The 21,375-nt window shown below is 60.8% G+C and carries 20 protein-coding genes; 5 read left to right on the top strand and 15 right to left on the bottom strand.

The window, feature by feature from the left end:
* Positions 1–12: 12 nt before the first annotated feature.
* The 11 genes from gcvA to BXY39_RS14670 form a co-directional block, all read right to left on the bottom strand.
* Positions 13–918 (bottom strand): transcriptional regulator GcvA, encoded by a 906-nt coding sequence (gene gcvA, locus BXY39_RS14720; protein ID WP_121939661.1) that lies wholly within the window; start codon positions 916–918, stop codon positions 13–15.
* A gap of 144 nt (positions 919–1,062) precedes the next feature.
* Positions 1,063–1,956 (bottom strand): phosphoadenylyl-sulfate reductase, encoded by an 894-nt coding sequence (locus BXY39_RS14715; RefSeq protein WP_121939660.1) that lies wholly within the window; start codon positions 1,954–1,956, stop codon positions 1,063–1,065.
* Between the two features lie 2 nt (positions 1,957–1,958).
* On the bottom strand, positions 1,959–2,447 hold the full coding sequence (locus BXY39_RS14710; protein ID WP_121939659.1) for a DUF934 domain-containing protein: 489 nt from the start codon (positions 2,445–2,447) through the stop codon (positions 1,959–1,961).
* The gene (locus BXY39_RS14705) at positions 2,434–4,089 is read right to left on the bottom strand and encodes a nitrite/sulfite reductase (protein ID WP_121939658.1); all 1,656 of its coding nucleotides are present in this window, start codon (positions 4,087–4,089) and stop codon (positions 2,434–2,436) included. The genes BXY39_RS14710 and BXY39_RS14705 overlap by 14 nt, the downstream gene beginning before the upstream one ends.
* A gap of 4 nt (positions 4,090–4,093) precedes the next feature.
* A complete protein-coding gene (locus BXY39_RS14700; RefSeq protein ID WP_121939657.1) occupies positions 4,094–4,417 on the bottom strand; it encodes a DUF2849 domain-containing protein in 324 nt (107 codons plus the stop codon).
* Between the two features lie 18 nt (positions 4,418–4,435).
* Complete coding sequence (gene cysG, locus BXY39_RS14695; RefSeq protein WP_121939656.1) at positions 4,436–5,914, bottom strand: siroheme synthase CysG; 1,479 nt, start codon at positions 5,912–5,914, stop codon at positions 4,436–4,438.
* A gap of 361 nt (positions 5,915–6,275) precedes the next feature.
* On the bottom strand, positions 6,276–8,513 hold the full coding sequence (locus BXY39_RS14690) for a prolyl oligopeptidase family serine peptidase (protein WP_245999271.1): 2,238 nt from the start codon (positions 8,511–8,513) through the stop codon (positions 6,276–6,278).
* Positions 8,514–8,555: 42 nt separating this feature from the next.
* On the bottom strand, positions 8,556–9,323 hold the full coding sequence (gloB, locus tag BXY39_RS14685) for a hydroxyacylglutathione hydrolase (protein ID WP_121939918.1): 768 nt from the start codon (positions 9,321–9,323) through the stop codon (positions 8,556–8,558).
* Positions 9,324–9,497: 174 nt separating this feature from the next.
* Positions 9,498–10,004, bottom strand: coding sequence for a DUF6265 family protein (locus tag BXY39_RS14680; protein WP_147453598.1), 507 nt, complete (start codon positions 10,002–10,004; stop codon positions 9,498–9,500).
* Positions 10,005–10,062: 58 nt separating this feature from the next.
* On the bottom strand, positions 10,063–11,418 hold the full coding sequence (locus BXY39_RS14675; RefSeq protein WP_121939654.1) for an MFS transporter: 1,356 nt from the start codon (positions 11,416–11,418) through the stop codon (positions 10,063–10,065).
* A gap of 90 nt (positions 11,419–11,508) precedes the next feature.
* Entirely contained in the window at positions 11,509–12,831 is a 1,323-nt protein-coding gene (locus BXY39_RS14670) for a 7TM-DISM domain-containing protein (protein ID WP_147453597.1), read from the bottom strand.
* A 297-nt stretch (positions 12,832–13,128) separates the two neighbouring features.
* Between BXY39_RS14670 and BXY39_RS14665 the strand changes: the two genes are divergently transcribed.
* On the top strand, positions 13,129–13,644 hold the full coding sequence (locus BXY39_RS14665) for a hypothetical protein (RefSeq protein ID WP_121939652.1): 516 nt from the start codon (positions 13,129–13,131) through the stop codon (positions 13,642–13,644).
* Between the two features lie 30 nt (positions 13,645–13,674).
* Here BXY39_RS14665 and hisI read toward each other — a convergent pair whose 3' ends face one another.
* The gene (hisI, locus tag BXY39_RS14660; protein ID WP_245999259.1) at positions 13,675–14,121 is read right to left on the bottom strand and encodes a phosphoribosyl-AMP cyclohydrolase; all 447 of its coding nucleotides are present in this window, start codon (positions 14,119–14,121) and stop codon (positions 13,675–13,677) included.
* A gap of 14 nt (positions 14,122–14,135) precedes the next feature.
* The gene (gene folE, locus BXY39_RS14655; RefSeq protein ID WP_121939651.1) at positions 14,136–14,768 is read right to left on the bottom strand and encodes a GTP cyclohydrolase I FolE; all 633 of its coding nucleotides are present in this window, start codon (positions 14,766–14,768) and stop codon (positions 14,136–14,138) included.
* A gap of 252 nt (positions 14,769–15,020) precedes the next feature.
* Between folE and BXY39_RS14650 the strand changes: the two genes are divergently transcribed.
* On the top strand, positions 15,021–15,437 hold the full coding sequence (locus BXY39_RS14650; RefSeq protein ID WP_147453596.1) for an iron-sulfur cluster assembly scaffold protein: 417 nt from the start codon (positions 15,021–15,023) through the stop codon (positions 15,435–15,437).
* A gap of 18 nt (positions 15,438–15,455) precedes the next feature.
* Here BXY39_RS14650 and BXY39_RS14645 read toward each other — a convergent pair whose 3' ends face one another.
* Both BXY39_RS14645 and BXY39_RS14640 read right to left on the bottom strand, forming a co-directional pair.
* Positions 15,456–16,874, bottom strand: coding sequence for a protein adenylyltransferase SelO family protein (locus tag BXY39_RS14645; RefSeq protein ID WP_121939649.1), 1,419 nt, complete (start codon positions 16,872–16,874; stop codon positions 15,456–15,458).
* Positions 16,874–17,479 carry a nitroreductase family protein gene (locus BXY39_RS14640; RefSeq protein ID WP_121939648.1) on the bottom strand — a complete coding sequence of 202 codons (606 nt, stop codon included), beginning with the start codon at positions 17,477–17,479 and terminating at the stop codon, positions 16,874–16,876. Before BXY39_RS14640 ends, BXY39_RS14645 begins: the two co-directional genes overlap by 1 nt.
* A 110-nt stretch (positions 17,480–17,589) precedes the next feature.
* On the opposite strand from BXY39_RS14640, the gene BXY39_RS14635 reads away from it, so the two are divergent.
* The 3 genes from BXY39_RS14635 to BXY39_RS14625 are packed head-to-tail and all read left to right on the top strand — an operon-like array spanning position 17,590 to position 21,284.
* Positions 17,590–18,876, top strand: coding sequence for a PQQ-dependent sugar dehydrogenase (locus BXY39_RS14635; RefSeq protein ID WP_245999251.1), 1,287 nt, complete (start codon positions 17,590–17,592; stop codon positions 18,874–18,876).
* Positions 18,863–19,309, top strand: coding sequence for a c-type cytochrome (locus BXY39_RS14630; protein WP_121939646.1), 447 nt, complete (start codon positions 18,863–18,865; stop codon positions 19,307–19,309). The genes BXY39_RS14635 and BXY39_RS14630 overlap by 14 nt, the downstream gene beginning before the upstream one ends.
* Complete coding sequence (locus tag BXY39_RS14625) at positions 19,197–21,284, top strand: TonB-dependent receptor (RefSeq protein ID WP_170163866.1); 2,088 nt, start codon at positions 19,197–19,199, stop codon at positions 21,282–21,284. Before BXY39_RS14630 ends, BXY39_RS14625 begins: the two co-directional genes overlap by 113 nt.
* Positions 21,285–21,375 lie beyond the last annotated feature (91 nt).

The raw sequence follows: 21,375 nt of genomic DNA, 5'->3' as shown, positions 1-21,375 counted from the left end.
GGATCACGCCTGTCAGTAAGCGCCGGCCTCGTCTTTCAGCCAGTCGATGAAATCCTGGATTCGTTCGGCTTTCAGCTTGTCTTCGGGGCAGACGATATAATGGGCGAAGTCCACCGGGATGGCTTCTCCGAAAGGCTGGACAAGGCGTCCGGCTTTCAGGTCTTCCTCGGCGATGGAAGACCGGGCAAGGGCGACGCCCCGCCCCGCAACGGCAGCCTCGACCGCAAGCGCGTGGGTGTTGAAGTGCAGGGCGGGCAGCCCCTCGGGCACCAGAACGCCGGCCGCCTTCAGCCACATCGGCCAGGACGGCGCGCTGTCGTCCTCGGAAAAACTGTCATCATGGATCAGCGTTTTTTCCAGCAGGTCCTCTGGTGTGCGTAACGGGTCGTCCCCTTCCAGAAGGGCGGGACTGCAGACCGGGAAAACCGTTTCCCGCATCAGGGGTTCCACATGCAGACCGTCATAGGTGCCGCGACCGTAGCGAATGCCGAGATCGATATCTTCCGCCTTGAAATCCGTCAGCGCCATGGTGGCATTCACCTTGACGATGGCATCCGGCCGCCGCTCATAATAACTGGCTAGGCGCGGCACCAGCCATTTGCTTGCAAAGGACGGTGAAACGGAGACTTTCACCACATTGGCGGAATGGGATGCGGTGAGGATGTCGACCGCTTCCTCCATTTTTTCAAAACCGTCCTTCAGGGGCGCGAGGGCAAGCTGTGCCGCTTCCGTCAGAACCAGAGAGCGGTTGGTGCGGCGGAACAGTTCCACGCCCAGAAATTCCTCCAGGGACCGGATTTGCTGACTGATGGCCGCCGGTGTGACCGACAGGTCTTCCGCCGCCATTTTGAAGCTGAGATGCCGGGCGGCTGCATCAAAGGCACGCAGGGCATTCAAGGGCAGCATGGAGCGTTTCATGGTTGGGGGCAGTCCTTTCAGATCAGGCGGAAAGGGCACGCTAGCATGATTTTTGGATAAGAAAAACTAATCCGAAGCGTCCCGTAGCGGCTCGCGCAGATGTGATGGCCGGACAGTGTTTTGCCTTTGCCCGATCGGCGGGTATCAGGACAGATGGGCCGTTGCCCCGTCAACGATACGGGCGTTTTCCGACAGGCTCAGATGAATACCGCATTCGCTTTTGGACTGCCCGCGCCAGCGACCGGCACGTTCGTCTTCGCCGTTTGCCACCCTGTCGGTGCAGGGCATGCAGCCGATGGACAGGAAGCCTTCGGAAACCAGCGGATGGGCCGGCAGGTTCTGTGCGGCGGCATAGGCTTTCAAGTCATCGCGGGTCCAGTGGGCCAGGGGATTGACCTTCACGCGGCCGTCGCTTGCCTCGAAATGGCGCAGGTCTTCACGCTTGCCGCCCTGATACCGCTTGCGCCCGGTGCCCCAGGCGTCAAATCCGCTGAGGGCGCGGTGCAGCGGCGCGACCTTACGCAGGAAACAGCAGTGATTGGGGTCCTTGAGCCATAGGTCGCCATTCGGGTCGCTGGCGGTGATATCGGTGTCATCGGGGGTGATGCTGCGCACGGCCGTCAGGCCCAGGGTTTCCACAAGTGTGTCGCGGTAGCGCTTTGTCTCACCGAACAGTTTACCCGTATCCAGAAAAAGAACGGGAATATCTTTCGAGACTTTGGCGGCCAGATGCAGCAATACGGCGGAGTCAGCACCAAAGGACGACACCAGCGCAAACCGGCCGTCAAAGCGTTTGTATGCCGCGTCGATCACGCTTTCCGCTTCGGCGTTGCCGAGCCTGTCTTCCAGTTCCGCCGCGAGATAACGTGCCAGGGAAAAGCGGCTTTCCTTCAGGGCCAGCGGGCTTTCCCCGGATAGATCCCCGTGCGGACGGTCAGAGCCGGCACGGTCCCGCACAGCGGTGCTGTCGGGGCCCGGGACGGTCTCTGCCACGGCATCCGGGGGTATGTTCGGGGAAAGGGGGCTTGCGTCCGTCATGATTATTCCGCTGCCGTCGCCCGGGCAGTGTGCCTGCGGTGGGCAACGGATATCTGCCCGCGCACATCGGTCTGGTAGAAAGCGGGGAACCGCTTCAGCGCGGCGGCAAAGGCATCCAGACGTTGCGGCGGAACCTCCGCACTGTCGAAACCCGCCCGCAGCAGGAACAGGGCCTGATCCGGAATCACGTGGCCGATGGCGCGGATTTCACCCCGATAGGCGAAATCCTTTCTCAATCTGACGGCAAGGGAAAACCCCCGGCCGTCGTTGAACTTGGGGAAATCGATGGCCACGCCGGCCAGAGCGTCCGGTATATCGGCAAGGGCGGCGAAGCTGGTCTCCGTATCGATATGCAAAGCCAGCGTTTCCGGAGCATCGCTGTCGGAAAGGCCGTCAAAGCCGACCAGTCTCGGCGCATTGACCGGTGCATCCTCGTCACCGTCTTTGCGCCACAGCAGCGCGCCGCTTTGGTTAAAGCTAATGAGTGCCATAAAGCGCCTCCTTGAACGGGTCGGGGCCGATGCGGCGATAGGTGTCGAGGAAAATCTCCTCCTCGGTCCGTTCGCCCAGATAAACGGCAACGACCGTCTCTACTGCGTCCACAATGGCCTCGCCGTCGAACCCGGGGCCTATGAGCTGGGCTTTCGAGGCGTCTTCGGCGCCACTGCCGCCCAGCATGATCTGGTAGTTTTCCTTGCCTTTGCGGTCGACGCCGAGAATGCCGATATGGCCCGCATGGTGATGACCGCAACTGTTGATGCAGCCCGAAATCTTGATTTTGAGCGCGCCGATATCGGTGATCCGCTTCATATCGTCGAAACGGTTGGCGATTTCCTGTGCGATGGGTATCGACCGTGCATTGGCCAGCGCGCAGTAATCCAGTCCGGGGCAGGCAATGATATCCGTGATCAGGCCCGCATTGGCACTTGCCAGCGCGGCCGGCAGAAGGCGCTGCCACAGACCGGGCAGGTCCTTGCGGGCCACATGGGGCAGGATCAGATTCTGCTCATGACTGACACGGATTTCCCCTTGGGAATACGCATCCGCCAGGTCGGCGACCAGGTCCATCTGCGCGTCGGTGGCATCGCCCGGAATGCCGCCGTGCGGTTTCAGGGAAATGGTCACCGATACATGGCCGGGCACCTTGTGGGCATGGGTGTTGTGTGCGACCCAAAGGGAGAAATCGCCGTTTTCAGCCGCGAAGGCATCAACGGTCGCGGCCGCATCGTCCAGAACGGGCAGCGGCGGCGGGGAGAAATACGCCTGAATGCGGGCGATTTCCTCTTCCGGGACGTCAATCGGCTGATGCCTGATTTTCTCCCATTCCGCTTCCACCTGCGCGGCATATTTATCGGCGCCGAGAGCGTCGACCAGGATCTTGATCCGGGCCTTGTATTTATTGTCGCGCCGTCCCTGTTCGTTATAGATGCGCAGCATCGCTTCCAGATAGCTCAGCAGGTCTTTCTCCGGCAGGAAATCGCGGATTGTCTTGCCAATGACCGGGGTACGTCCCATGCCGCCGCCGGCCAGAACCTCAAAACCGATCTGGCCCGTATCGTCCCGTTTCAGAACCAGGCCGATATCATGCCATTTGACAGCGGCACGGTCGCTCGGTGCACCGGTTACGGCGATCTTGAACTTGCGCGGCAGAAACGAAAATTCAGGATGAAAACTGGACCATTGGCGGATCAGTTCGGCATAAGGGCGGGGGTCCGCCACCTCATCGGCCGCAGCGCCGGCAAAGTGATCCGTTGTCACATTGCGGATACAATTTCCGGAGGTCTGGATGGCATGCATTTCCACATCCGCCAGCTCGGCCAGCATGTCCGGCGTTTCCACCAGTTTCGGCCAGTTATACTGGATGTTCTGACGGGTGGTGAAATGGCCGTAGCCCTTGTCGTACCGTCTTGCGATATGGGCCAGCCGGCGCAACTGGTTTGAGGACAGTGTGCCGTAAGGGATCGCCACCCGCAGCATATAGGCATGCAGTTGCAGATACAGGCCGTTCATAAGCCGAAGGGGCTTGAATTCCTCTTCCGTCAGTTCCCCGCGCAGTCGGCGGCCGACCTGTTCGCGGAATTCCTCGACGCGGGCATCCACAATGGCGCGGTCATAGGTGTCATAAGCATACATTGATTTATCCCTCCCAGTCGGGGGCAACCTGATAGCCGAGATCGGGCCTTACGCTCGGGCCCCGCGACTGCATGGCGTGTTTGATGTGTGCGGGCACGGTGCCGCCGCCGGACTGCGCGGCTTCAACCGGTTGCGGATCAACCACATGGTTGGCGTCGGAGGCCAGCCGGGCGCGTTCAACGAGAGCATCGACGGCGGCCGGGTCTTCGGCGATGGCGGCGTCCCGTGCCTCCACGCTCCAACTGCCGGCTTCCGTCAGAAAGACCACGCGTCCGTCATCCAGACGGTTGGCGATGATCAATTGCGGTCCTTTGAGCTTCTTGGCCATGGTCTTTGTCCTTAAACGTCAGGCAACGGCCAGAAGGGCGTGGCGGACGAAATCAAACCGGTCGTCGGCGCTGCCCTGTGTGCCGTCTGACGGAAAGTCGCGGGCCAGCGTGACCACATCGCCAATGATCAGAAGAGCCGGGCTTTTGACCTTGTGATCCCGTACCAGTGCCGGCAGATCGGCAAGTGTGCCGTAGAAACGCCGTTCCTCCGGCCGCGTACCGTTTTCGACCACTGCGACAGGCGTGCTGCCTGCAACCCCGTGGCGGATCAACTCCGACGTCATTTTTTCGGCGCCGCCCAGTCCCATGTAAACGGCAAGCGTTCTGCCTTTTCCAGCCAGATCGGCCCAGTCGGCATAGGAACCGTCCTTGGTATGCCCCGTTACCAGGGTAACACTGGACGAATGCGTGCGGTCGGTGACCGGTATCTGCGTGGCTGCGGAAATCCCGGTCAGGGCGGTGATGCCGGGGACGATCTCGGTCCTGATGCCGGCCGCACGCAGTTCGGTCAATTCCTCGCCGGCGCGGGCAAAGGTCAGCGGATCGCCGCTTTTCAGACGGACAACGCGTCTGCCCGCAAGGGCGTGTTCGACCAGAAGGGCATTGATGCGATCCTGACCGACACCGTGGTTGCCTTCGCGTTTGCCGACGAAAACCAGCTCGGCATCGCGTCGTGCCAGGGCGAGCACATCGCGGCTGACCAGCCGGTCATAGAAAATCACATCCGCTTGCTGAAGGGCGCGGTGGGCCTTGATCGTCAGCAGGTCCGGGTCTCCCGGGCCGGCCCCGACAAGCTGAACCAGTCCATATGCATGCGTGCCCGCGGCTGTCCGGGCGTCGTCCAGAATCCTCCGGACGGCTTCATCCTCGTCCAGACCGTCGAAGGCGTCCGCGCGGTCAAACAGCCGATCCCAGAAAAGGCGCCGTGCCGTCCCGTCCGGCAGCAGGGTTTTCACGCCGGTCTTCGCCCGCCCGGCGGCAGAGGCCAGGGTGCCGAGAGAGGTAGGCACGATGGTCTCAAGCAGGCTTCTGAGACGGCGGACAAAAACCGGTGCCACACCGCCTGATGAAAAGGCGACTTTCAGCGGGCCGCGATGAAATTGCGCAGGCGTTATGAAACTGCTTTTCGCAGGTTTGTCCACCACATTGAGGGGCACCCCCCGTTCTCGTGCGGCGCGGATAAGGCGCTCTTCGACAAGGCCATCATCACTGGCGATATAGACAAGGGTTTTGCCTTTGACATCGTCTTCCTGCGCGGACCTGTCGATCAGTTCAAGCGTCAGCGGCGCCTGTTTTGTGGATGCGAGATTTTCAGATGTCAGATTTTCAGATGTCAGGCCTGCCGCCGATGCTGCTTTTGCGGCATCCGGATCAATCAGCGTGATGCGAACGGCGCTTTCCGCCAGCAGGGCCAGTTTCGCCATTGCGGCCGCGGTGGCCCCGACAATCAGGACATGCTGGTGCTCGGCACTCAGGAAAATGGGAATAGACTGCATGACCGCCTCCTCGTTTTATATGCGGGCGCTGTTTTCGGAACAGCCCTGATCCCGACCCTGTCGGACCTTTGCCCTGCCATGCTCGATGCCAAAAATGGCTCACGGTGCCTTTTGCATCAAACGAGAAGAATTATGCAGCATGCTTAGAAAAATTTTGCTTTCTAGTAAGTTTATTGGAGTGAAAAAGAAAATGAAATCTAATTTATCGATATGATGTAGATCGACCATATACGGGTTTCGGGGATTGGGCGTATCATGGCCGCATGATTGTGCCGATCACGCAAAAAGGCTGCCGGTAATTACGCCGGCAGCCTTTGCACCCGATCTGGGTTCGGTTCTTTATCCGCCTGTCACAGAGGCGTCACTCTTTCTTCATCAGGCTTTGCGAGGCGTAGATCATCTGCAGTGCGTCGGTGAAGGCGCGCTGTTTGAGATTGGCGGCAGCCGCATGGCCGCCTTCGGTGTTTTCATAGTAGATGATCTCATGCCCCTGATCGGTCATCTTGGCGGCCATTTTCCGCGCATGACCGGGATGGACCCGGTCGTCCTTGGTCGATGTAAAGAAAAAGATTTCCGGATAATCGGCATCCGCCGCCACATTCTGATAAGGGGAATATTCCCTGATAAAGGCCCATTCATCCGGATTGTCCGGATCGCCATATTCCCCGACCCATGAGGCACCGGCGAGCAGCTTGTCGTAGCGCCGCATGTCCAGAAGCGGCACGGCGCAGATAACGGCCCCGAACAGATCCGGCCGCTGGGTGAAGGTGGCGCCGACAAGAAGGCCCCCGTTGGAGCCGCCGCGGATGCCAAGCCGGGCCGGGCTGGTATAGCCGGCGGCAACCAGATCTTCCGCCACCGCGATGAAGTCGTCATAGGCCCGCTGGCGGTTGGCTTTCAGGGCGGCCTGATGCCAGCGCGGCCCGAATTCGCCGCCGCCCCGGATGTTGGCGACGACATAGGTGCCGCCGTTCTCGACCCAAAGCTGGCTGAAACCGGTCAGGTAACTTGGAGTCAGGGCGATTTCAAAGCCGCCATAGCCATACAGCATGGTCGGCGCGCTGCCGTCTTTGCGGAAATTTTCCGGACGGATAACGAAATAGGGGATGCGTGTGCCGTCGCGGGATGTGGCGGCACGCTGTTCCACCATCAACGCACCGGCGTCAAAGCGTGCGGGCAGCGCCTTGATGGCGGTCGGGGCCGTGTTGCCCGCCAGATAAAGCGTATCGGCCTGCAGAAAACTTTCAAACCCGATCAGGGCGGCATCGCGCCACTCGTCGACACTGACAAGGGACAATGTGCCATTTTCCGGCATGGCAATATCGGTGACAACCCATGCGCTGTCCTGCGGGGCCGCTGAAATCAGGCGTCCTGTCACATTGTCCAGAACCGACAGATAAACCCTGTCCTGTCCGATCTGAACGTCATCGATGGATTGCCGGTCATCCGGTTCGAACAGACTGGTCAGGCTGTCGGCCGGCGTGCCCGCCAGTGCATCGGCGACCCTGACGGCGACAAGTGATCCGCTGGCAGCCTTTTTGCCGCCGGGAAGGGACCAGTCCTTGCGCATCTGGATCAGCATCCAGTCGGCGAAAAATCCCTTGAAATCGATCTCGCGCGGCAGGGGCAGGGTTTTCAGGTCGTCATCCACCCATAAATGAAGGATCTGGGTGAAAAAGTCGGGCCCCTGGATGACGCCGGCATAGGTGCCGTCACGCCGGTGGCTGCTCATGGGAAAATTGAAGACAAGGGCCGGGTCGCTGTCCAGGATCAGGCGCGCGTCTGACAGCGGCATGCCGCGTTTCCACAGCCGAACCTGACGCGGATAGCCGCTTTCGTTCATGGTGCCGTCGCCGAAATCGGTGGCGATCATCAGGGTGTCGCTGTCCACCCATGCGAGCCATTGCTTGGACTCCGGGCTGACAAAGCCGTTTTCGACGAAACTGCGTTCCTCAATGTCAAATTCCCGTACGACGACGGCATCGCCGCCGCCGCGCGACAGCCTGACAAGACAGCGGTTGAAATCGGGGGCCAGACAGTCACGCCCCTTATAGACCCAGTTTTCCCCCTCAGCGTCCGCGAGGGCGTCCAGATCAAGAATGGTTTGCCAGTCCGGGGCCGTGTCCCGGTAGGAGTCGAGACCGGTCCGTCGCCACAGGCCGCGTACATTGTTGCTGTCCTGCCAGAAATTGTGGACCGCGCCGCCCAGCAGTTCGCCGTAAGGGATTTTATCCTCGGCGTTATAAACCGCGAGGGCCTTGTCATAGTGTGCCTGAAAAGCCGGATGCCCTTCCAGCCGTGCTTTTGAGACCGTATTACGGGCTTCAACCCATGCAAGGGCTTCTTCGCCTTCGACCTCTTCAAGCCACAGATAGGGGTCCTGTGCGGCGTCGCCGGCATGATCCGCCGGCACGTCCTGAACTGTTTGTTGTGTCATGTCCTGTGGTGTTTCCTCGGTACTTCCGGTGTTCTGTTCCGGCTGGCCGCATGCCGCCAGCATGGCGGCAAGCACGGCTGTCAGGGTGACGGAGCGCCGGCCGGTCATCAGACGGCTTATCAGGCGGCATGGGTCCGGTATGGACGGCTTTGTTTGTGTCATGATTTTCTTCTCCCCCCGGGCCGTTGGGTGTGGCCCTCGCATTTATGAGAAATGATCCTTGCGGCGGCGTGTCTCGGCGAAAACTCGCACGGGCGGCGCCCCCACCATATCAAGTGCTGTCTGTAAATTTTCATCCGCTGCGCGCAGGAAGGGATTGGTCGCTCTTTCCACTCCCAGCGTTGACGGGATGGTCGGATGTCCCTTGGCACGCAGGGCCCGTACCTCGGCCATGCGATCCTGCAAGCTGTGATTGGCGGGGTCGACACTGAGGGCGAAACGACCGTTTGCCTCCGTGTATTCGTGGGCACAGTAAATCCGCGTTTCGTCCGGCAGCTGCATCAGCTTGCACAGGGATGTCCACATCGTTTCCGGCGATCCCTCGAACAGTCGCCCGCATCCCATCGAAAACAGCGTGTCTCCGCAAAAGAGAGCCTGATCCGCATCGAAATAGTAGGCGATATGTCCGCTGGTATGACCGGGGACATCGTAAACGAGGGCGGAGCTTTCGCCCAGATGGACATGGTCGCCGTCGCCGACGGCGATATCAATGCCGGGAATGCGGTCGCGCTCGGCCGCCGGGCCGACAATTGTCAGGCCGTGCTTTTCCTTCAGCTTCAGATTGGCGCCGGTATGATCCCAGTGGTGGTGTGTGTTGAAAATATGGCTGAGCGACCAGCCGCGCTCGGCGCATGCCGCTTCGACCGGCTGGTCGACGGCCGGATCGACCACGGCGGTCTCTCCGCTGTCCCTGTCATGAAGCAGGTAAAGATAATTGTCCTGCAGGACGGGCAGTTGAACAATCTCCAGCATCATGACCCTCCCTTGCCGATTGCGCCACTATAACCGTGCGGGGGCCATGTGCAAATGTGCACCGCCGTGAAAGTGGCATTGCGCGCCGGTATGGACAGGCGCGGTGCGTCATGCCGGTGCATATGCCGCATATATCGTGGATGTGAAGGGACCGGTGTGTTTTCCGGTCCGGCTTTAATGGCAGGGGGCCACGCGGTCATATTGCCAGCTGGCTGCGGGCTCCGCCGCCGGTGCCGCTGTGCGATAAATGTGGGCAATCAGCCTGCCGTCCCTCAGGCGATAGGCGATCTGTTGCGGAAAATCGTGGTCGGGGTTGATGAAGACCGCCTCCCCCTCCGACTGACGGGCAAGGGCAAAGGATACTGTCGTCTGGTTTGATGGACTGGCTGTCAGGGTCAGTTGTCCGTCCCGCCTGTCGATACGCAGGGTCTCATACGTTTTGACGGTACCGTCCACAATGGTCTGGGTGTAGCCGAGACGTTGCCCGCCGCGCGAGGGGGACCAGTGTTCGAAAATTGTACGTGGACCTTGCACGGCGGCCCATGTGCCGCACAGAAAACCCAGTCCGTCCCGTGCCGGAACGGTCGCGGCACCGGATGTCAGGGACGCCGAACCTGCCGGTATCACTGTGAACACCAGGATTGCCGCGACACGCCATGCGCGTCTGACTTCATCCGCCATGGCCGCAACCATATCACGGGGCGGGCCCCCTGTCGTCCGATTGCCGCCTAGGTGGGCGTCAGGGGGCCGACCAGGCTATGCCGCGGGCATGAAGCCGGCGCTGTATGCCGTCATGAACGGCCCGCGTGATGGGATAGCCCTGCATGATCCACAGGGCGATCAGCTTCAAAAGAACGGGCACAAGTCCGTAGATGATGCCAAGACCCGCAAGCGCGGCGCCCGTATTGCTGCCGTCCGTTCTGAAACCGATCAGGTCCAGCAGCGGAAAGGCGATGCCCACGGCCAGCGCGAACCCCAGTTTGGTTGTCGTCCCCCAGATGGCGAAAAAAATACCGGGCCGGGCTTTTCCGGTGCGGGCGGCGTCCCAGTCCACAAGATCGGCCTGAAGGGCGATGGGCAGGACCAGATCGGCGCCCGCCGCAAAACCGCCGAGGATGACGATCACAAGGTAAATCAGATGGTCGTCCGGCCCCAGAAACGGTGTCCATACGAAGGTCAGACAGGCAAAGATGACGGCCCTGCGCCAGGTACGGTCTTTGCCCATGCGGCCGGCCAGCCACACCCAGAAGGGGGTCGATACGGCCGCACAGGCGAAGTATGTGAACAGCCACAGTCCCGAACGGTCGCCACCGTCCAGCTTGTGCGTTGTGTACAGGAGGAACAGGGTTGCCGGGATGGCGTTGGCGATGCCGTTGACCAGATAGGCGGCCAGCAACTGCCTGAGCGGCGTACGCCTTCGAAACAGGCGCAGGGCTTTGGCAAGCGAGACACTTGCCTGCGGCACTTGCGGTCTGTCCGGGACAAACAGGATGATCGCCAGAACGGCCAGCAGCAATGTGCCGGCCATCAGCCAGATCACCCCCCGAAGCGTCGGCCCCAGGGTATTCGCGTCCCCGCCCAGAAGAACCGGCAGACCCAGTGTGATGAGGGTTGCGGCAAGGCCGGTGAAAACCCGGCCGCCGCTGATGCGGCTGCGTTCATGATAGTCGGGCGTCAGTTCCGCGCCCCAGGCATAATAGGGCACGATCATCATGGTGCCGGCCAGATAAATGGCGACAGTCCAGATCAGCAGATACCAGATTGTCACAGGCCCCGCAGGGTTGAACAACATCCAGGCCGACAGAATCAGAAGCGGTGTCCCGCACAGCACCCAAAGGCGCCGCCGTCCAAGCGAGATGGGCGTGATGTCGGACAGAACACCGATGACGGGGTCGCTGACGGTATCCCATAAGCGGGCGAGCAACAGGATCAGTCCGACGCTGGACAGGCTGAGGCCCAGGCTTTCCGCGTAAAAGGTCGGCACAAAGATCTGCAGGGCCAGCACACCCGCGGCCAGGGGAAAGGCCAGCGTGCTGTAGGCGGCAAGCCGCAGGGCCGAAATCCGACCGGATGAGGGTGGCGGTAAACTGTTCATAACGCCAATTGGTACGCCCGCCGACTGAGGGCGGATTTGCTTTTTTTAAAACCGCCCATGTCATCCAGGGCCTGTGTCGCCCAAAGACTGTCAGCCGCCGCGGCGGCGATAAGGCCCGCCGCCATTGGACCGGCCGGCGGTTTCCTCGCGCCGCAACACGTTGAGCCGGTCCGAAATCCCGATGGACAGCAGCAGGGCTTCAAGTGCCAGCCCGACAAAAAGGCTTGTATCGATGATATCCGTCTGCGGTAGCAGACCGCTGCCGCGTGACGCCCTGAGAATGCCGCCGATAATGGGCAGTATCCAGGCCGCAGCGGCGAACCAGACCGCACGGCTGCCGCCACGCCATGCGATGACAAAGGCGGTCAGGACGAAAGCCATCAGCACCAGAACCGACGCGCTGCTCAACCGGTCGCCGAGGATGGTCAGGCCCGCCGGAGCGAATGCGGCGAAACTGGTCAGCGACAAAACTGCGAGTGCCATGACCTTCAGGCTGCGGACAATCCAGGGCGGCAACATGCCGTCTTCGAGGAAATGAATGAAAAAGAATGTGCTGGCGCATACGCCTGCGCCGCTGGACACGAATGCGGTGCGCACCAGAGAGGCCATGCTGTAGTCCGGTATGAAATAGACGATAATGCCGGACCAGCTTGAGCCATGCGCCAGAAATGCCAGTGCGGTCAGGCAGTAATACAGTTGAAACCGCATTCCGATATAGGCGTAAAGCGCCAGATTATAGACGCAGACGGCAAACAGAATACCGCTGAGCAGGCCGTACAGCAGGAACAGCATCCGCTGATCCGAGAGAAACCGCTCTTCGCGCGCAGCGTTGATTTTGCGGATCATGCCGCTTTGCACCGCGACGTTCTCATATCCGATGAAAATATGGGCGAAACCCGCCGACCGGTCGGGCAAGGGAAAGTCCAAATAATTGCCTGCGGCCCAGCGGCCGCGAAGGGCGCCGCCGGTGACGGTTTGGCTTTCAATGTGCCCGTCATTGTAGATGGCCGATACCGTTGCCTTTTCGGCCCGTACAAATTCCGAAAGAATATGCCAGCGCCCTGATCCGGGACGGAGCAGGCCGGGGTCGCGGACCCTGAAATACAGATGCCTGCCGGTGGAGGCCCACCGTTCCGGCGGACAGACGAAATCGCCCCTGCGCGCGATGAGCTGTTCCGGGAAAAGCCGTGTCTCGCTGCCCAGTTCGCAGACCTCTCCGCGCAGCGGGATGAAGTCTGCATCATCCGTTGTATCCGCCGCATGCGCGCCAGTGGTAAGGCCGGTGGGAAGAACTGTCAGGACAAGGAACAGGACTGCCGGGATCAGAATTGCCGGAAGACAAAATCCCTCAGCCCTGCACTGCACGGCCCTGCGTGAAGGCGTGCCGCCAAGCACTCCAACTGCCCAATTCAAGACTGCCCCCTAAGCGTCCAGATACTGATCCGGTGGGCGTATTGCTATCATACTTCCCTTGCCGTGTGATAGATTTAAACGAGCGTTCAGTATTTTAGCATTCCAGCGGTTGTTCATTTTCCTGTGGGGTTTGCATTTGCATGCCGGTCCATAGTAAGAGGGTGACAGGTGCCGCAGGGGTGCCTGCCGCCGAAAGACAATGCCACCCTGCCGTTATGGAAAATGCAGTCGACCTTTCGATAAGGTCCCCCGGATCATTGAGGGAGCGGTTTGATCCGACACGCAAGGGGAACCCTTATGTCGAAAGCGATGACTTTCCTCAAAATGCGGGCAAAGCAGCTTCACCGTCTGGCCGCATCGGGCAATGACGGTGCGCTTGCCTATCTGTCAAACCGTTTCACAGGACCTATGGATGCGGCTTCGGTCAGGCGCCGCCATGCTCTTGCAGCCGTTGCCGGCGATGCCGGTTTCAGGGGCTGGCCGCATGCGAAAGCGGTTCTGTCCGGCGATCCGGTCGATGATTTCGGAACCGCCCTGGTGCCGCACCGGTGCATGGTGCACTGGAATATATGGCTGGCTTCCTATGAAGAGGCCCATGCGATCCGCAGAGAGAAAAGTGGATTTCTGCTGGCCTATCGCAAGGATTTCGTGGTGGTGGACGATCATTTTATCGTCACGCTCGGCCTTGCGCCCGAGGACGCGGACTGGAAGCGTATGGGCCGTGACTGGGTGCATCCGGCCGATGCGCCGGCCCGTGACAGGCTGTATCTTAAACTGTTCAGAAAACAAGTGGATGCGGCGGTCGTGACGTGATCCCCGCACACCGGGCAGTGACCGGGGGTGTCACGATCCGTTTCTGGGCACCCCGGCATCGCTGAGCGCGACTGTTCCGGTCACCGTCCGGCCCGTTGGGATGGTGCGGTAAAAACAGCTTTCATAGCCGACATGGCAACACCCGCCGCCGGCTTGTTCGACCACAAGCCAAAGACTGTCCTGATCGCAGTCCACCCGGAAATCCGTGACGGTCTGAATCTGGCCGGATGTTGCCCCTTTATGCCACAGTTCCCGGCGTGAGCGTGACCAGTAGTGTGCCTCGCCGCTTTCAATGGTTTTCTGTACGGCTTCCAGATTCATCCAAGCCTGCATGAGAACCTGACCGGTTGCAGCATCCGTGGTGACGACGGGCACAAGCCCGTCGTCATTGAATTTCAGGGCCAGAACCGGATCATGCTCGATCGCTTTCCGGTCATCGCGCGGGCCCATGACAAGACTGACATCCTGATTGTTCATGGGCCCGTTCTGACCTAGCCGCGCACCAGTGTCCAGAATTTCTGCTCCACAGTCGTGTCTTTGAACACACCGCGAAACTGGCGGGTGATCGTGTAGACGTCCGGGTGCCTGACACCGCGACAGCCCATGCAGGCATGGGTGGCGTCGATGACAACCGCCACACCCTTGGGCTTCAGATAGGTTTCGATCGCATCGGCGATCTGCGCCGTCATGGTTTCCTGCGTTTGCAGGCGTTTGGCATAGGTTTCCGTGATACGGGCCAATTTGGAGATGCCGACGACACGGTCCTTCGGCATATAGGCCACATGGGCCAGACCCGATATGGGCACCATATGATGTTCACAGTGGCTTTGGACCTGAATGCCCCTCATTACCACCATGTCGTCATAGCCGTTAACGTCTTCAAATGTCTTGGCAAGAATTTCGGCAGGGTCCTGCCCATAGCCGGCAAAAAACTCTTCGTATGCCTTTGCGACACGCTTGGGTGTGTCGAGCAGGCCTTCTCGTGATGGATTATCCCCCGCCCAGCGGATGAGGGTACGGACCGCGGCTTCGGCCTCGGCCCGGGATGGGCGGTCATCAGCGTTTTGCCGGGATACCTTCAGTTCAAGGTCATTGTCATGGACCTTTTCAAGTACGGCATCCATATGATGTTCCTTTGCTTTTGGATAAAATGTTGGAGGAGCGCTCCTTTGATGTGCTTGCACGCACGATAGTCATTTACGTTCCGACTGTTGCACCGGATGACATTATTATTCCGACGCCGGCGCCTCTGAGAGATTAGGCGTTTCCATACATTGTTCAAGGCCTTGACCGATTTTGCGGGTTCAGGCTCGTCTGGAGAGGCGATTTTCAGACGGCCTCTTGGCAGCGTATGGCGAAGGCCTTATGTGATGCGCATGGACGTTTACAATAAGGATATTTTGCGTTGGACGACGCGTATTCCGCATCTGGGCCGGCTGGATCATCCGCAGGTCAGTGCGGCTCGCACCAGCCGGATTTGCGGCAGCCGGCTGACGGCGGAGGCCGTCCTTGACGCGGGCAAAATCACGGACTTCGCACAGGAGGTGAAAGCCTGCGCGCTCGGGCAGGCGTCAGCCGCTATCGTCGGACAGAATGTCATCGGGTTGGATGCCGTGACACTGGCCGATGTCCATCATCGTTTTTCCGACATGCTCAAGGGTGCGGCCCCGGATTTTCCGGAACCATGGGCCGGTCTGGCGGTGCTGGCGCCGGTCAGGGACTATCCGGGGCGCCACGGGTCGGTCATGTTGCCGTTCGAGGTTCTGACGGATCTGTTCGAGGCTGCCGGATAGATACCCGTGGCATTGTGTCTAGTCCGCTTGCAGTGCATCCCCCATTTCCCTGATACGGGCGATTTTATCCTCAAGCGGTGTCCAGTCGTCCCGTTCGGCGATGTGGGACCAGATATCTTCCACCTCTTCAATCAGCATGGTGCAGGGATCGTCCCCTTTGAAATAGGGATGTGACAGACTGTCCGGCCGCGCTGCCGTGCGGGCCGAGAGCAGGTTGACCATCTCGCTGTATTTCGGGTGAAAATAGGTTTGCGCCATGGGACTCCTGCGGGCCCGGTCCACACTGGCGCCGCCCCCATGCCAGTCGAAAAAGAAACGTTCATAGGGTGCTGCCGTTTCCACAAGGAACGCATTGATCTTTTCAATAAGGGCATCATCGGCCGTGTCGTCCTGCGGTGTCACACCGAGACGCCTTAAAAGCCGGGTGCGCAGGGCAGCCACATAGCGGGCCGCAAAGGGAGCGAGTACCTCCTTCAACGCATCTTCACCGGCGATATCAATCAGTGCACCACCAAGCTGGTACAGATTCCAGTGCAAGGCCTCGGGCTGGCGGCCAAAGCTGTAGAGACCGGTCTCATCGAAATAGGCGGCGGTAAAGGCCATGTTGGTTTCCGGCAGGAACCGCCAGGGACCGAAATCAAAGATTTCACCCGTGATGTTGATATTGTCGGTGTTCAGGACCCCGTGCACGAATCCGGCAGCCATCAGGTCGGCGGCCTGTGCGGCAACACCGGCCGATACCAGGTCGACAAAGCGGCAGGCCTTGTCAGAGACACTTCCTTTCGGTTCAGTATCAAAATACACTTTCAGGCAATAATCGACCAGCTTTTCCAGTCGCTCCGTATCGCTGAAATAGGCATGGCGCTGGAAGGTGCCGATACGGATATGACCATGGTTCAGCCTGACCATGACGGCCGAGCGTGTCGGGGACGGTTCATCGCCACGATGCAGTTTTTCGCCTGTTTCAATCAGGGAAAATGTACGCGATGTACGGGCCCCCAGGGCTTCAAGCATTTCGGTGGCCATGATTTCGCGCACGCCCCCTTTCAGGGTCAGGCGCCCGTCACCGGACCGGCTGTAAGGTGTCGTTCCGCTTCCCTTGGTGCCAAGATCCATCAGCCGGTCGTGGCTGTCCCGCATCTGGGCGAACAGAAAGCCGCGCCCATCGCCGATATCCGGATTGTAAACGCGGAACTGATGCCCGTGATACCGTTGTGCCAGCGGTTTGGGCAGGTTGCCGGCCAGGGGTTCGAACCTGCCGAAATGGGCGGCCCATTCCGCATCGGTCAGCGTATCCAGTCCCAGCTCGGCGGCGGCGCGGTCGTTGCGGAACCGTATTTTCGTCTCCGGAAAAGACGCGGCGTTCACCGGGTCGGCAAAGCCGTCGCCCAGGTCGGTGAAGGGTGTCTCCGGGCGGTATTTCGGACCGGCCGGCATCAGGCGTCGACCTTTTCGGGAAAGCCCCATGTGACCAGATCGTCCAGATCGGGTCTGTCACGTTCCGCGGGGGCTTCATCCTGTCTGCCGAAAAACAGCAGCCCGGCGATCCGTTCGCGCGGTCCCAGACCCAGTCCGCGCATGACGGACGGGCTGTATGTGGCCCATCCGGTCAGCCATTGCCCCACATGGCCCAGCGCGGTGGCGGCAACCAGCATGTTCTGGCAGGCTGCGCCCATGCTGAGCTGCTGTTCCCATTCGGGGATAGGCTTGCGGTCGCTTGGGGAATAGACGGCCACGACCAGTGTCGGACCCTGTGTCGCATATCCGCGCATGGCTTCGGCGTTTTTCTCGCTTGAGGCGTTTTCCTCCAGAAGCGCACAGACAATGAGATCCCCCAATTTTCGCCGCTCGTCCTCCTCCAGAACGATAAAACGCCATGGTGTCAGCTTGCCGTGATCGGGCACGCGCGTTGCCGCCGCCAGAATTTTTTCCAGCGTGGTGCGATCGGGGCCGGGGCCCGTCATCTCGCGTGCCCTGACCGACCGGCGGCGCATTAACAGTGTGTAGGCCTCGGACGATGGTGTGTTCAAAGGTTCACTCATGTTCACTCTCACAGATGTGATCGCCGGGGCGGTCTTGTGTCCAAGGCGCCCGCTTTGCGTATGGCAGTCTTTCGGCTATAGCTAAGCCACCGGACATGGGGAGGAAAGGCGTGATCGGAAAAATTCTTTCAGCGGCAGTGATTTCGGCCCTGGCGGGTCTTGGGGTGCAGGCCGATGTGCGCGGCGTGGACCCAGGGTCATCCCCCGATGCGGAAACGGGTATTCGCCTTGCGCCGGGGTTTGGCGCCAGTATTTTTGCCGATGGTATCGGCTACGCCCGCCATATGGCCGTTTCGAAAGACGGTTGGGTCTATGTGGCCCTGATGCGCCCCTATGACGGCGGTTTCGGTGCCGTTGCCCTCAAGGACACCGATGGGGACGGCAGGGCGGATGATATCCGTTATTTCGGCAAGGGGCTTCGTGGAACGGGCATCGCGCTGCGCGGTGACGCGCTCTATTACGGCGACGATACCCGGATTGTCCGCTGGCGCCTGAGCGGTGATGCCCCTGTGCCCGAGGGCGAGCCGGAACTGATCGTCGGCGGGTTTCCGGTTCAACGGGCTCATGCGGCCAAGCCCCTGGCCTTTGATGGGGACGGGCATCTTTATGTGAATGTGGGCGTTCCTTCCAATGCCTGCATGGCCGATGTGCGCACGAAAGGGTCGCCCGGCCAGCGTCCCTGTCCCGAACTTGAATGGCACGGTGCCATATGGCAGTTCGACGCCGATACGACGGATCAGGATTTCAGGACGGACGGGGTCAAATATTCCACCGGCCACCGCAATGCGGTGGGCATTGACTGGAATCCGCATGCGGACGGGCTTTATCTGGTGCAGCATGGCCGCGACCAGCTTCATCAGTTTTTCCCCGATCTGTATTCCATCGAGGACAGCGCCGAACTCCCGGCCGAGGAATTTCACCGGGTTGAAAAGGGCGCCGATCTTGGCTGGCCTTACAGCTATTATGATCAGCGCAAGGGCGCGCGCATGGTGATGCCCGAATATGGCGGTGACGGGAACACGGTCAGCGATCACGGTCAATTGCCTCTGGTCGGTTTTCCCGGTCACTGGGCGCCCAACGCCGTCCTGTTTCCGCGCACGGACGTCTTGCCGACAGACTGGCGTACGGGCGCGTTTATCGCTTTCCACGGATCGTGGAACCGTTCACCCGTGCAGCAGGGATACAATGTGGCCTTCGTGCCGATGGATGCCGCCGGTGCCGTCACCGGTGACTGGGTTATCTTCGCCGACGGGTTTCCGGGGGCGGCACAGGTCAAAAGTCCGCGCGATGCCGAACATCGCCCCACGGGGCTGGCCGAAGGAACGGACGGCGCATTGTATATCTCAAGCCTGATGTCCGGCGGGCGTGTCTGGCGGATCACATATGAAGGCCGGTAAGGCGCGTTTGCTCTGCGGTCTGCTGTGTGTGATGACCCTGTCGGCGGCTGTTTCGGCGGCGGCTGTTTCGGCAACCGGTGACAGGGGACAGCGGCTTTATCTGGAGCATTGCGGTACCTGCCACCTGCCCGACGGGTCCGGTGTGCCGATGATGCAGCCCGCGCTGGATGGCAGCGAACGGGCCGGTGGCCCCGTCGGTGGCGTCATTGAAATGATCCTGATGGGCAGCAGCGCCGTCCCGCCGGGCGAGAGTTTTTTTAATGCCGAAATGCCGGCTTTCGATCATCTGAGTGATGAGGATATTGCGAGTATCGCGACTTATGTACGAACCCATTTCGGCAATACGGGCGGCCCGGCGACGGCCGCTGACGTTCAGCGCCTGCGCGGCGCTTCTGACACTTCCCGGCCTGGCGGGGCTTCCGGCCGCCGCTGACGATGGCGGCCTGGTTGAGGTTCTGGTCTCCGGCGACCGTCTGCCCATCGGCATCGGCGGCCAGTCTGTCGTGCGCCTGGATACGGACGATCTGGATACACGGCGTTTGGACGTGGCGCTGGCGCGTTTGCCGGGGGTCGGTCTTTTCCGCCGGGCTGACAGCCTGACGGCCAATCCCACCATTCAGGGTCTGAATATGCGCGGAATCGGCGCCAATGCGGCCGGGCGCGTGCTGGTGACCCTGGATGGGGTCCCGTTGAACGATCCTTTCGGCGGGTGGCTGTACTGGTCGGCGCTGGCGGGCAACACACTTGACGGCGCGGCCGTCCTGAAAGGGGGCAGTGCCGGTGCATTCGGCCCGCAGGCCCTTGCCGGCGCCGTGGCGCTGACCAGCACCCGGCCCGAGACCAGCGGCGCCCGCGCCCGCATCGCCTATGGACGCTTCGATACGGTGGAAATCATGGCCGGTGCCGATATGGCCGGTGAGCGCGGGTTTCTCAGCATCGACGGACAGTTTTTTGAAACGGACGGTCCCTTCATCGTGGACGAAGACACCCGTGGCCCTATCGACGCCCGTGCCGCCAGCGAGGTTCAGAGCCTGTCACTGCGGGGCGGGACGCGGCTGGGTGACCATACGCTGGTGAAAGGCAGGCTCGCCTATTTCGAGGAAGAGCGGATCAACGGCCTGGACGCCGCCCCCAACAGCACGGAGGCGATCGACGCGTCTTTCAGCATCATTCATGATCCCGTTGACGGTGCGGCGTATGAGGTGGTGGCGTATTACCGCGACCGCACCTTTGAAAACACCTTTGCCAGTGTCCGCGACAACCGCACGACGGCCCGCCCGGTTCTCGACCAGACGGACGTACCGGGATGGGGGGCGGGGCTTTTGGCCCGTGTTCGCCTGAACGATATCGAGTTCGGCGTTGACGGCCGCCGGTTGAGCGGTGAAACCAATGAACGGTTTCGCAATCTTGGCGACGGCTTTACCCGGTCCCGTGTGGCAGGCGGGGACCAGTGGATTGTCGGCGGCTTTGCCGGGATCGACCGTGCATTCCCATGGGGGTCGGTCAGTGCGAACGTCCGGCTGGACCGTTTCCGGACCTATAATGGCGCACGGGTTGAACGCAACCTTGCCGACGGGTCCGTCGTGCGTGAGGACACGGTCCCGGCCCGGGGCGACTGGCAGTGGTCGGCCCGTATCGGCGGGTCCTACGGCCTGACCGGGGCGCTGGATATGCGTGCCGGCGCCTACCGAAGCTGGCGCCTGCCGACGATTAACGAATTTTACCGTCCTTTCCGGGTCGTGAACGATATCACCGAAGCCAACGCGCTTCTGGAGCCGGAAAAGCTGTATGGCATTGAAGCCGGCCTTGATTATGAGCCGCTCAACACCCTGCGTGTCAGTGTGACGGCTTTCCGCAATTGGCTGCGGGATGGTGTGGGCAATGTGACAATCGGCTTCGGGCCCGGTTTTTTCCCGTTGGGCGGCTTCGTGCCCGATGGCGGTGTGCTGCGCCAGCGCGCCAATATCGCTGAAAGTATCACGGACGGTGTGGAACTGGACGCCGGTCTTGATCTGGCGCCCGGCTGGTCCCTTGAAGGACGCTATCTTTATGCACGTGCCAGGGTGACGGATTTCCCCGGCAATCCGGATCTGGAAGGGTTGCGCCCTGTGCAGACGCCGCGTCACAGCCTGTCCCTGATGGCACGGCGCCAGGCCCGCTGGGGCTGGTTGGAGGGGGAAGTGCGTCATCGGTCCAGCCAGTTTGACGACGACCTGAACACGCGGCGCCTGCCGGCCATAACCACCGTTCATGTGCGGGCGTCCGTACCTGTCGGCGAAACCCTGACCGTCCGTTTCGACGCGGACAATCTGCTGGGGGAGCGGGTGGTGTCCGCCATCAGCGGGACCGGGCTGGAGACCATCGCACAGCCGGCTTTCTGGCGGGTCGGTCTGGAGGCGGCGTTCTAGGCAGTGTACCCATAAACAGGGTTCCCAAATAGAGTGGGTTGTGCTTCAAGCTCCTTGAAGGAGTTGGATGATGGCGCGTTTTGATTTGAGC

The sequence above is a fragment of the Eilatimonas milleporae genome (assembly GCF_003688555.1).
Lineage (GTDB): Bacteria > Pseudomonadota > Alphaproteobacteria > Sphingomonadales > Kordiimonadaceae > Eilatimonas > Eilatimonas milleporae.
The sequence above is the reverse complement of the archived record's forward strand: the minus strand, read 5'-3'. Positions and strand labels throughout refer to the sequence as shown.

Excerpts from the sequence above, each read along its gene's own strand:
- gcvA (WP_121939661.1), bottom strand. The coding sequence starts at position 918 with ATGAAACGCTCCATGCTGCCCTTGAATGCCCTGCGTGCCTTTGATGCA.
- BXY39_RS14715 (WP_121939660.1), bottom strand. The coding sequence starts at position 1,956 with ATGACGGACGCAAGCCCCCTTTCCCCGAACATACCCCCGGATGCCGTG.
- BXY39_RS14710 (WP_121939659.1), bottom strand. The coding sequence starts at position 2,447 with ATGGCACTCATTAGCTTTAACCAAAGCGGCGCGCTGCTGTGGCGCAAA.
- BXY39_RS14705 (WP_121939658.1), bottom strand. The coding sequence starts at position 4,089 with ATGTATGCTTATGACACCTATGACCGCGCCATTGTGGATGCCCGCGTC.
- BXY39_RS14700 (WP_121939657.1), bottom strand. The coding sequence starts at position 4,417 with ATGGCCAAGAAGCTCAAAGGACCGCAATTGATCATCGCCAACCGTCTG.
- cysG (WP_121939656.1), bottom strand. The coding sequence starts at position 5,914 with ATGCAGTCTATTCCCATTTTCCTGAGTGCCGAGCACCAGCATGTCCTG.
- BXY39_RS14690 (WP_245999271.1), bottom strand. The coding sequence starts at position 8,513 with ATGACACAAACAAAGCCGTCCATACCGGACCCATGCCGCCTGATAAGC.
- gloB (WP_121939918.1), bottom strand. The coding sequence starts at position 9,323 with ATGCTGGAGATTGTTCAACTGCCCGTCCTGCAGGACAATTATCTTTAC.
- BXY39_RS14680 (WP_147453598.1), bottom strand. The coding sequence starts at position 10,004 with ATGGCGGATGAAGTCAGACGCGCATGGCGTGTCGCGGCAATCCTGGTG.
- BXY39_RS14675 (WP_121939654.1), bottom strand. The coding sequence starts at position 11,418 with ATGAACAGTTTACCGCCACCCTCATCCGGTCGGATTTCGGCCCTGCGG.
- BXY39_RS14665 (WP_121939652.1), top strand. The coding sequence starts at position 13,129 with ATGTCGAAAGCGATGACTTTCCTCAAAATGCGGGCAAAGCAGCTTCAC.
- hisI (WP_245999259.1), bottom strand. The coding sequence starts at position 14,121 with ATGAACAATCAGGATGTCAGTCTTGTCATGGGCCCGCGCGATGACCGG.
- folE (WP_121939651.1), bottom strand. The coding sequence starts at position 14,768 with ATGGATGCCGTACTTGAAAAGGTCCATGACAATGACCTTGAACTGAAG.
- BXY39_RS14650 (WP_147453596.1), top strand. The coding sequence starts at position 15,021 with ATGGACGTTTACAATAAGGATATTTTGCGTTGGACGACGCGTATTCCG.
- BXY39_RS14645 (WP_121939649.1), bottom strand. The coding sequence starts at position 16,874 with ATGCCGGCCGGTCCGAAATACCGCCCGGAGACACCCTTCACCGACCTG.
- BXY39_RS14640 (WP_121939648.1), bottom strand. The coding sequence starts at position 17,479 with ATGAGTGAACCTTTGAACACACCATCGTCCGAGGCCTACACACTGTTA.
- BXY39_RS14630 (WP_121939646.1), top strand. The coding sequence starts at position 18,863 with ATGAAGGCCGGTAAGGCGCGTTTGCTCTGCGGTCTGCTGTGTGTGATG.
- BXY39_RS14625 (WP_170163866.1), top strand. The coding sequence starts at position 19,197 with ATGTACGAACCCATTTCGGCAATACGGGCGGCCCGGCGACGGCCGCTG.